Origin of the sequence: Agromyces humi (assembly GCF_009720255.1) — a bacterium.
Lineage (GTDB): Bacteria > Actinomycetota > Actinomycetes > Actinomycetales > Microbacteriaceae > Agromyces > Agromyces humi.
Genome location: NZ_WJSP02000095.1, coordinates 1 through 10,962, shown reverse-complemented (window position 1 = coordinate 10,962; position 10,962 = coordinate 1). Strand labels below are relative to the sequence as shown.

Genomic DNA, 10,962 nt, shown 5'->3' with positions numbered 1-10,962 from the left:
GCCGACCGCGCTGCCGGCGTCGGACGGGGACCCTGCGGCATCCGCCCGCTCCGCGGCATCCGCCCCGCTCACGCCTTCACGGCGCCGGCCGCGAGGTCGACGCGCCAGTAGCGCTGCAGCACGAGGAACAGCACGATCAGCGGGAGAACCGAGAGCAGGGCGCCCGTGATGACGAGCGTGTACATCGCGGGCAGCGACGCGCCCTGGTTGAGCAGCCCCGAGAGGCCGACCGTGATCGGGAAGAGCTCGTCGTTGCCGAGCATGATGTAGGGCAGCATGAAGTTGTTCCAGACGGCGACGAACTGGAACAGGAAGATCGTCACGAGTCCCGGCCCCATCATGGGCAGCGCGATGCGGTGGAAGATGAAGAGTTCCCCTGCCCCCTCGGTGCGGGCCGACTCGATGATGTCGGTCGGCACGGCGGCGGCCGCGTAGATGCGGGCGAGGTAGATGCCGTAGGGGCTGATGAGCTGCGGCAGCAGCACCGACCAGTACGTGTTCGTGAGGCCGACCTGCGCGAGCAGGAGGTACTGCGGGATCGCCACGATGACGCCGGGTACGAGCACGCCCATGAGCAGCACCTTGAACACGACGCCCTTGCCGGGGAACGTGTACTTCGCGAGCGCGTAACCCGAGAGCGCCGACACGTACGTCGACACGATCGCGCCGAAGCCGGCGTAGATCGCCGTGTTCAGCATCCACCGCCAGTAGAGGCCGTCGCGGTAGTTCGTGAGCTCGACGATGTTGTCCCAGAGGTGGGTCGAGGGCGCGAAGGTGAACGTGGAGAACAGCTCCGACGCGTCCTTCGTCGAGGCGATGACGACCCAGGCGACGGGCAGCAGGCAGTACAGCGCACCGAGCAGCAGCACGGCCGTGGAGCCGACGGCGAGCGGCATCCGCTGGTCTCGTCCGGCACCGGCGGCACCGCCTGCGCCACCGCGACCGCGGCGACCGGCACGACGAAGGGTGCGACGGTCCTCGGATGCCTCGGTGAGCTCGGGCAGCACGACCGCGCGGGTCTGGTTGGTGATGGTCACGGCTCGGTCCTTGTCATGACTCAGTCCTCCTGGCCGAAGGCGCGTCGCTGCACGACGCGGAGGAAGAAGAAGGAGATGGCGAACGTCGCGACGGCGATGATCACCGAGGTCGCGGCTGCCGAGTAGATGTCGTCGCGGGTGAACGCGTCGCGGTACACGTACATGAGGGGCGACCACGTGGTCGAGAGGCTGTTCGTGAGGGGCCGCAGCGTGGTCGGCTCAGCGAAGACCTGCAGCGTCGCGATCATCGAGAACAGGGCGGTCATGATGAGCGCGGGCATGATGATCGGCACCTTGATACGCAGGGCGATCTGGCGCTCGGATGCCCCGTCGATGCGTGCGGCCTCGTAGATCTCGGTGGGCACGGCCTTGAGCGACGTGTACATCACGATCATGTTGAAGCCGACGCCGCCCCAGAGGCCGATGTTCGCGATCGCGAAGATAACGAGCCCGGGCGAGAGGAGCGACGGCACGTCGTCCCAGCCGAGCTGCTCGAAGATCCAGTAGAACGGGCTGACGGCCGGCAGGTAGAGGAAGCCCCAGAGCAGCGACGAGATCACGGCGGGTACCGCGTAGGGCAGGAAGATCGAGACCCGCGAGAAGCCCTTCGCACCCGTGCGGCGCGCGTCGAGCAGCAGCGAGAACAGCAGCGCCAGCCCGAGCATGGTCGGCACGAGGATGACGCCGTAGAGCAGTACGCGCCCGACGCTCGCGAGGAACTCGGGATCGGTGAGGGTGGCGACGTAGTTCTCGAATCCGGCGAACGTGCGCGTCTTGGCGCCCGAGCCGAGGCCGAGCCCTTTCACCATCTCCTTCTGGAACGAGAGCACGACCGTGTAGAGGATCGGCGCCGCCATGAACACCGTGAACAGCACGATGCCGGGGGCGAGCATCATCCACGGCGTGAGGTGGCGTCGTGTCGCGCTACGTCGGCCGGCGGGGCGCCGGGTGGCGCTGCGGCCGGCGCCGCGGCCGGCGCCGCTGCGCGGGGTTGCGACCGTTGCGGTCATCGTCGGGTCCTTCCTGGTTCCTGGAGCTCGCGGCCGGGACGAGGGGGCACCGGCATCCGGCACCCCCTCGCCGTCGGCTACTTCGCGACGGTGAAGCCGCTCGACTCGAGGTCGTCGACGGTGATCTGCTGCATGGCGGCGACCGCGTCGAGGAACGCCTGGCGCGTCTTCGACTCGGCGGCCTTCGCGAACTCGTCGTTGTAGGCGCTGAACGTGACGTTCACGTTCGGTCCGTACTGGAACGGCGCGACGGCCTGCGCGGCCTCAGCGGCGACGTCGTAGAAGTCGGGCTGGTTGCTGAAGAACTCGGGCGCCTCAGTCAGGGCGGATGCCGCGGCATCCGTCGACGCGGGGTAGATGCCGGTCTCGGTGACCAGCGCCTGCACGGCCTCGGGGTCGGTGTTCAGCCAGGTGGCGAACTTCACCGCGGCGTCGACGTGCTCGGACTGCGAGGTGACCGCCGTGGACGAGCCGCCCCAGTTGCCGTTCGACACGTCGGAGCCCCAGTTGGGCAGCGGCGCGGCCTTCCAGAGGCCGGCGGTGTCGGCGGCGTTGCCGCTCAGCACGCCCGGACCCCAGACGGCGCCGAGCCAGCCGGCCTGCGTGCCGTCGTTGAGGGCCGCGTTCCACTCGGGGGTGTACATCGGCTTGTTGTCGATGACGCCCTCCTCGACGAGGCCGCCCCAGTAGTCGGCGACCTGCTGGGTGGGCTCCTCGTCGATGCCGACGCCCCAGGCGTCACCGTCGATCGACCACCACTCGGCCTCCGCCTGCTGCGAGAGCCCGGCGAACCAGCCGGCGTCGTTCGACGAGAACGTGCCGAGGTACTTCGTGGGGTCTGCGGTGTGCAGGGCGCGGGCGGTCGCGGCGTACTCGTCCCAGGTGGTGGGCACCGTGAGGCCGAGCTGCGTGAAGATGTCGTCGCGGTAGAAGAACATCATGGGGCCGGTGTCCTGCGGGATCGCGTAGAGCGCGTCGCCGCCGAGGGTCACGGAGTCCCAGGCGCTGTCGGGGAAGTCGCCCGAGAGGTCGGCCGCGTCGGTGCCCGCCAGATCGGCGAGCGCGTCGCTCGACACGAGCGTCGGGATCTTCTGGTACTCGGCCTGGATGAGGTCGGGCGCGCCGCTGCCGGCCTTGATGGCGGTGAGGAGCTTGGTGATGGCGGGGTCGCCGCCGTCCTGCTTGTTCACGGTGACCTGGATGTCGGGGTTCTGGTCGTTCCAGATGTCGACGACCTTGTCGAGGTTGGGCGCCCAGGCCCAGTAGGTGAGCTCCACCGGGTCGTCGGCGCTGCCCTCAGAGCCGGCATCGGCCGAGCAGCCCGTCATGATCAGCGCCGCGGCTGCAACGGCGGCGATGGCGCCAGTGCGGAATGCTGCACGCATTCGTCCTCCTTGTCGAAAGCTGTGATTGCGGATGCCCCGTGGGCGGTGCGCGATCGAGAAGGACTGCGCTGTGCCTGTGAGCGATCCCAGTAACGCACAGGCCAGCTTTCGTGTCAACTCCTGAGTCTGCGGATGGCGCGGCGGGGTGCTGCTGTGTTACAACTGTGACCGCACACAGTTTCAAGGGAGAACGCTCCATGCCTTCGAAGACCGCGCCCCACACGGCTGCCGCCCCCGATGCGGCGGCCGATGCCGCCGCTGACGCCGCAGCGCGCAGCGGGTGGATCCCCGGCACCTCGGCGATCCGCTTCGGCGGCGACTACAACCCCGAGCAGTGGACGCGTGAGACCTGGCTCGAGGACATCGAGCTCATGCGCGAGGCCGGGGTGAACCTCGTGAGCGTCGGCATCTTCTCGTGGGCGCTGCTCGAGCCGCGCGAAGGTTCGTACGATTTCGCGTTCCTCGACGAGGTGCTCGACCTGCTCGCGGGTGCCGGCATCGACGTCGACCTCGGCACGCCGACGACCGTGCCGCCGGCCTGGTTCTGGAAGGCCTATCCGCAGGCGCGTCCCGTGACCCGCGAGGGTGTGACGCTCGGGTTCGGCTCGCGCGGCATCGTGTCGCCGAGCTCGCCCGAGTACCGGCGTGCGGCCGCGGCAATCGCCGAGCGGCTGGCCGAGCGGTACGCGCACCACCCCGCGGTCGTGATGTGGCACGTGCACAACGAGTACGGGGCTCCGGTCTCCGAGAGCTTCGACGAGGCATCCGTACGCAATTTCCGGCGCTGGCTCGAGCGACGCTACGGCTCGCTCGACGCGCTCAACACCGCGTGGGGCACGACGTTCTGGGGCCAGGTGTACGGCGCGTGGGACGAGGTGGATGCCCCGCGGCAGTCGGCGAGCGTGTCGAACCCGGCGCACCAGCTCGACTTCAAGCGGTTCTCCTCCGACGCGCTGCTCGAGTGCTTCGTGCTCGAGCGCGACGCGATCCGCCGGCACGCGACGCAGCCGATCACCACGAACTTCATGGCCACGAGCTGCCCGGCGATCGACTACTGGCGCTGGGCGCCCGAGGTCGACCTCGTCTCGAACGACCACTACCTCACCGCCTCGCGCGCCGACGCGCACGTGATGCTCGCGATGGACGCCGACTTCACCCGATCCCTCGCCGGCGGCAGGCCGTGGGTGCTCATGGAGCACTCGACGTCTGCCGTGAACTGGCAGCCGCGCAACGTCGCGAAGCGCCCGGGCGAGCTCGCCCGCAACAGCATGTCGCACCTCGCGCGGGGCGCCGACGCGATCATGTTCTTCCAGTTCCGAGCGAGCCGGTTCGGCGCCGAGAAGTTCCACTCCGCGATGCTCCCCCACGCCGGTCGCACGTCGCGGGTGTGGAACGAGGTCGTCGCGCTCGGCGACCTGGTGGGCGACCTGTCGGAGCTGCGCGGCAGCCGCGTCGAGGCATCCGTCGCCATCGTCTGGAGCACCGAGTCGTTCTGGGCGCAGGAGCTCGAGTGGCGGCCGTCGGTCGACCTCTCGCACCGCGAGCGGCTCGAGGCGTTCTACGCCGAGCTGTGGAAGCTCGGCGTGACGGTCGACTTCGTGCACCCGTCGCAGGACCTGACGGGCTACGCGGCGGTGTTCGCGCCGTCGCTCTACCTGCTCGACGAGGCGTCGGCGGCGAACCTGCGCGGCTACGTCGAGGGAGGCGGCACGCTCGCCGTGTCGTACTTCTCGGGCATCGTCGACGAGTCCGACGCGGTGCCGCCCGGGCCGTTCCCGGGGCGTCTGCGCGACGTGCTCGGGCTCACGATCGAGGAGTTCCAGCCGCTCCGCGAGGGTGGCCGTGTCGCCGTCACGGGCGGGGCGACGGGCACGGTCTGGACCGACGAGATCGTGCTCGAGGGCGCGGCATCCGTGGAGCACTTCATCGACGGTCCCGCGGCCGGGCGCCCCGCGATCACCCGCAACGCGCTCGGCGAGGGGTCGGCCTGGTACCTCTCGACGCGATTCGAGGGGGCGACCCTCGGCGCGTTCATCGACGACGTGCTCGCCGATGCCGGGCTGACGGTGGTGCCGCCGCCGACGGGCCTCGAGCGCGTCATCCGCGTCGCCGACGACGGCACGCGCTACCTCGTCGCGATCAACCACGCCGAGCGCGATGCCGTGATCGATGCGCCGGGCGCGGATGTCGCGACCGGCGACGTGACGGATGCCGCGACCCTCGTGCGGGCAGGTGCCACGAGGGTCATCCGCCTCGCGGACTGAGCACTCCGCGGGCTGCCCACAACTCCACATCACCACCGCGTTCGGTCCGCCCGGACGGAACGACACCGCAGCGTCGCGGACCCGTTCGCCCTCACGGGCGGCGACCCACGAGGCTGCCGAACCCAGAGGGAGCACGGATCGTGCAGAGACAGTTCAGACGAGCAGGGGTCGTCGCGTTCGCGGCGGCGCTCGCCACCCTGGTCGCGGCGCCCGCGGGCGCGTCGGCGGCCGTGGCATCCGAGTCGACGGTCGCGTCGGAGCCGGCCGGCCCGGGCGACGGCCCGGTCGATGCGGGCATCTTCGTGCAGAAGGTCGACGGGCTCGCGCCCGACTTCGTGAACGGCGTCGACGTGTCGACGGTGCTGTCGCTCGAGGAGAGCGGCGTCGTGTTCCGCGACGAGTCGGGTGCGCCGGCCGACCTGTTCGACGTGCTCGCCGACGACGGCGTGAACACGGTGCGCATCCGCGTGTGGAACGACCCGTTCGACGCCTCGGACCGGGGCTATGGTGGCGGCAACGTGGACGTCGCACGCGCGGTGGAGATCGGCGAGCGGGCGACTGCGGCGGGGCTCAGCGTGCTCGTCGACTTCCACTACTCGGACTTCTGGGCCGACCCGGCCCGACAGCTCGCGCCGAAGGCGTGGGCCGGGCTCACGGATGCCGAGACGGTCACCGCCCTGCACGACTTCACGGCCGACGCGCTCCAGTCGTTCGAGGACGCGGGCGTCGACGTCTCGATGGTGCAGGTCGGCAACGAGACGAACAACGGCATCGCAGGGCACGCCCGTGCGGGCACCGCGATCGACGCGCAGTTCGCGGCACTCGTCTCGGCTGGCAGCGCGGCGGTGCGCGAGGTGCTGCCCGACGCGCTCGTGGCCGTGCACTTCACCAACCCCGAGACGCCGGGACGCTACGCGACGTATGCCGCGGGCCTCGCGTCGTTCGGCGTGGACTACGACGTGTTCGCGAGCTCGTACTACCCGTACTGGCACGGCACGACGCAGAACCTCACCTCGGTGCTGTCGCAGATCGCCACGACGTACGGCAAGCAGGTCGTGGTCGCCGAGACGTCGTGGGCGCGCACGCTCGACGACGGCGACGGCTACCCGAACGTGATCGGCGCGGACACCATCACCGACCAGTACCCCGCGAGCGTGCAGGGGCAGGCCACCGCGCTTCGCGACGTGATCGCGGCGGTCTCTGCCGTCGGCGACGCGGGCATCGGCGTCTTCTACTGGGAGCCGGCGTGGCTTCCGGTCGGTCCGCCCTCGGCCGTCGAGGCGAACCGCCTGCTGTGGGAGCGTGACGGTTCGGGGTGGGCGACGTCGGCGGCATCCGACTACGACCCGGTGCACGTGGGCGAGTACTACGGCGGGTCGGCGTGGGACAACCAGGCGCTCTTCGCGTGGGACGGCACGCCCGTCGAGTCGCTGCGCACCTTCGAGTACGCGCGCACGGGCGCGGTCGCTCCGCGTGAGATCGTGTCGGTCGAGCAGGTCGCGCTGTCGGTGACGGATGGCGCTCCGGTGTCGCTGCCCGCCGCGATCACGGTCACCTACAACGACGGCACCACAGAGCATCCGTCGGTCGCGTGGTCGAACGCCGTGTCCTGGATCCGGGGGCCGGGCGAGTACACGATCCCGGGCACCACCTCGACGGGGCTCGCCGTGGAGGCGTCGGTCACCGTGCTGGCGGCGAACCTCGTGCGGAACGGGTCGTTCGAGTCGGCTGACCTGGGCGCCTGGACTCTCACCGGGCCGGCCGCTCGCACCCAGACGGGCGACGCGTCGGACGGCGACTACGCCGTCACCTTCTGGAACGGCACCGCCTACACGGCGTCGGCCACGCAGCGCATCACGGGCGTGCCGGCGGGCACCTACTCGCTGCAGGCGACGACGCAGGGCACGGGCTCTCCCGCGAGTGATTCGCGGGTGCTGTCGGCGACGACGTCGGCAGGCACGGTGAGCGCGCCGCTGTCGTTCACGGCGTGGAACGAGTTCCACACGGCCGTGGTGCCGAACGTGGTGGTGGGTGCCGATGGGGTCGTGGAGATCTCGGCGTCGTTCGCCCTGTCGGCGGGCGCGTGGGGCGTGCTCGACGACGTGCGTCTCGTTGCGGCATCGGCTGCGGTGCCCGTCGACACGTCGGACCTGGCTGCGGCGCTCGCTGCTGCGGCATCCGTCGACCGTTCCCTGTACACCGATGCCTCGCTGGCCACGCTCGACGAGGCGGTCGCGATCGGCGACGTCGTGATGGCGGGTTCGACCGCGACGAAGTCCGACGTGAAGGAGGCGACGAAGCTCGTCGAGAAGGCGGTGAAGAAGCTGAAGCGGGTGATGTAACACCGAGTCCCTTCTCCCTGCGGCCCCTCCAGGGTGGGCGGATGCCACGCGGCATCCGCCCACCCTCGTGCGTGTTCCCATCACGCCTCGCGCCTCGCGCATCACGCCCAACGCCCTCACGTCCGCACGCCCTCACGCCCTCAAGCCCTCACACCCTCACGCCCTCACGCCCTCACGCCCAACGCCCTCACGCCCTCACGCCCTCACGCCCTCACGCGGCAGGCTGCTTCTCTCGCCGCCGATCGCGCTGGTCGGCGAGCCGCGTCGGGGACTTCGTGACCGGGCGCCAGCCGCCGCCCGGGTCGAGCCAGGCAGGCGGGCGGATGTGCGGCACGCCCCGCTGCATCCGTATGCCCCAGCCCGACGTGTCGATGGTGCGGTGATGGAACCAGCAGAGCAGCACGCCGTTGTCGGGGTGGGTGGGGCCACCGTCGGCGTCGGGGATGACGTGGTGGATCTCGCACCAGGCTGCCGGCACGGAGCATCCGGGAATGAGGCATCCGCCATCGCGGACGGTGATCGCCCGGCGCTGGTGCGGGGTGAAGCAGCGTTCGGGTGAGCCGAGCCGGATGACGCGACCGTCGTCGTCGAAGACGATCGACTGGGTGCCGCCCGTGCAGATCATGTGCCGCGCCGCCCGCAGCGAGATCGGGAGATCGACGCCGTCGGCGTGCGCCACGCCCCGAGACGCAGCAAGGTCGGCGGCTCGCACGCTCACGAGCACCGTCGGCGCGGCACCGCCGATGGTCGGGTGCTCGCCCGACCGGGCGGCGGTGTCGAGCGCGGCGGCGAGCACGTCGTGCCGTTGCTGGTCGGCGGTGCGCTGCTCGCCCGACTCGGCGAAGCTCGCGCGCTCGTCGTCGGTGTGGAAGCCGAGGCCGGCGCGGGGCGAGAGGTGCGCGTCGAAGAGACGGGTGAGCCTCGCCGCGACCTCGGGCATGAGTTCGCCCGAGAGCGGGATGAGCCCGTCGCGCGCCCGACCGAGCCGAAGCCCGCGGCGGCGCATCGCTCGCTCATCGTCGGGCTCGCGGCCGTCTTGATCGAGGAATGTCGACCACGCCTGCGCCTGCACCCGCAGCTCGTCGGACGTGCAACGTACCGGACCGCCGTCGCCGCGACCGAGCGCCTCGGCCACGAGCGCCTGCTCGGCGGCCGCGAAGGCGAGACGATCGGCATGCGACCGGGCACGGTCGAGTTCGCGGATGATCGTGCCGGCGGCATCGCTGCCGAGTTCACCCGCAGCGAGCGCCGCAGCGACCGCCGGGAACTCAGGATCGATCGATTCACCCGAGAAGCCGACGCGCGCCCGCGTGGCCGATCCGAGCGAGATGCGTCGGCGCGCCTCGAAGGCCGACACCTGGGTGACCCGTTCGACGAGCTCGGCGGCGGATCGGCACCCGCGTCGCGTTGACAGGCGCTGGTCGCCGAGCTCGGCCCGCGAGCGCTCGCCGACCTCGCCCGCGAATGCGGCCCGGTGCGCATCGATGAGACGGCCCAGCGACTCGAGCGCACGCATCGCCGTGATCAGGTCGTCGTCGGAAAGGCGGGCGCCTCCATCGAACCGCAGCACCTCGCCGAGCGTCGAGCGGAGCTGCTCGAGCGCGTCGGGGATGCCGGTCATGGGTTCATTCTGGTGGCACCCACTGACATTCGAATCGGTCCAAAAGGGCCGGTCAGCCTGTGTATTCTCCCGTCCACCAATCGCCTGTGGAGGACGAGTCAGTTCCCGCCGCCGCCGTCGCCACCGCCACCGCCACCGCCTTCGAACCCGCCGAACCCGCCGCCATCGCCGTAGCCGCCGGCACCGCCGCCGCTGTCGAAGCCGCCATCGCCACCGAACGCGCCGCCGCCGCCGCCGAAGCCCGCGCCCCAGCCGCCGCCATCGCCGGCGAGGTAGCCTCCGCCCCACCCCCACCGCGTATCGCCGATCATCGGCACGCCGAAACGGGAGTCCTCGGTGCGACGAAGCGTGCCGCCACCGACCACGATGGGCTGCGACAGCTGCGCCGACATGATGCTGAGGCAGGACACGAGTCGGTCGGCGGAGAACGGCGCCGTGGACCGATACCAGGCGGGCGGGGCATCCGATGCGGCTGATTCCTCGGCGAAGCGGCGCAGCACGGATGCCTCGTCGAAGAGCACCGCCCACGGCAGCAGCCTCTGGCCCATCGCGGTGGTCGTGACCTCAGTGCCCGCGACGACCTCGCGCAGTTCGTTGGCGCGCTCGCGCAGGTGCAGTCCGGCGTCGTTCAGCGGGAGGAACCGGGGGAGGAACACGCGAATCACGAGCGACACCCCACCGATCAGCACCGCGCTCCACGCGATCGAGTTCGTGGCGTCGTCGCCGAAGCTCAGCGCGAACAGTCCGAGGGCCACGCCCGCGATGCCTCCGACGGTCGCCGCACGCAGCCGGGCGACCGGGCGCGGCTCGCGATACCAGTCGGCCGCGTCGCGGAATCCCTCGCGCGTCACTGTCACGAGCGGCCCGTTGTCCTTGACGACGCGATCCACCTCGACGCTCGCCCCGGGACGGAGCGTGAGGGATCCGCCCGAGAGACCGGGGGCGAGCATGGCCAGCAGGGTTCCGTCGGAGCGGTCGCCCGCCTCGGCGTCCGCGCGGAACATCGGGAGCGGGGACTCGCCGTCGTACACCAGGCGGATGTGCTTGGCCTCGGCGGCCGTAGCGAGCGCGGGCCGAGCACCGGCGCCCGCGCGAGCGTCTGCGTCGGCGGCATCCGCTGCGCTCGCGGCATCCGCAGCGCTGGCACCACCCGCATCACTCCCCCGGATGCCGCGGCGATCCTCGATGGCGAGCACCCCGTTCGCCGCCAGCATGACCACCGTCGCGGGCAGCCACCGCCCGGCCGCGGCACCCGACACGAAGCCGACCGGAAGCAGCCCCGCCGTCTCGGGGTCGGTGACGG

At 71.0% G+C, this 10,962-nt stretch carries 7 protein-coding genes; 2 read left to right on the top strand and 5 right to left on the bottom strand.

The genetic code is table 11. The features are described from left to right. Positions 1-68 precede the first annotated feature (68 nt). The 3 genes from GH736_RS10115 to GH736_RS10105 form a co-directional block, all read right to left on the bottom strand. Positions 69-896 carry a carbohydrate ABC transporter permease gene (locus GH736_RS10115; RefSeq protein WP_159602789.1) on the bottom strand — a complete coding sequence of 276 codons (828 nt, stop codon included), beginning with the start codon at positions 894-896 and terminating at the stop codon, positions 69-71. A gap of 161 nt (positions 897-1,057) precedes the next feature. Further along, positions 1,058-2,047, bottom strand: coding sequence for a carbohydrate ABC transporter permease (locus tag GH736_RS10110; RefSeq protein WP_159602785.1), 990 nt, complete (start codon positions 2,045-2,047; stop codon positions 1,058-1,060). A 77-nt stretch (positions 2,048-2,124) separates the two neighbouring features. Beyond that, entirely contained in the window at positions 2,125-3,432 is a 1,308-nt protein-coding gene (locus GH736_RS10105) for an ABC transporter substrate-binding protein (protein ID WP_159602783.1), read from the bottom strand. Between the two features lie 197 nt (positions 3,433-3,629). Here GH736_RS10105 and GH736_RS10100 point away from each other — a divergent pair, with 197 nt between their 5' ends. Together GH736_RS10100 and GH736_RS10095 are read left to right on the top strand one after the other, a co-directional pair. After that, positions 3,630-5,696 (top strand): beta-galactosidase, encoded by a 2,067-nt coding sequence (locus GH736_RS10100; protein ID WP_159602781.1) that lies wholly within the window; start codon positions 3,630-3,632, stop codon positions 5,694-5,696. Between the two features lie 140 nt (positions 5,697-5,836). Continuing rightward, on the top strand, positions 5,837-8,038 hold the full coding sequence (locus GH736_RS10095; RefSeq protein WP_235933960.1) for a glycosyl hydrolase 53 family protein: 2,202 nt from the start codon (positions 5,837-5,839) through the stop codon (positions 8,036-8,038). A gap of 211 nt (positions 8,039-8,249) precedes the next feature. Here the strand turns inward: GH736_RS10095 and GH736_RS10090 are convergent, their stop codons facing one another. Beyond that, the gene (locus GH736_RS10090) at positions 8,250-9,659 is read right to left on the bottom strand and encodes an HNH endonuclease signature motif containing protein (protein WP_159602779.1); all 1,410 of its coding nucleotides are present in this window, start codon (positions 9,657-9,659) and stop codon (positions 8,250-8,252) included. Positions 9,660-9,757: 98 nt separating this feature from the next. After that, the coding region (locus GH736_RS10080) for a hypothetical protein (protein ID WP_203230708.1) at positions 9,758-10,962 on the bottom strand (1,205 nt) is incomplete at its 5' end.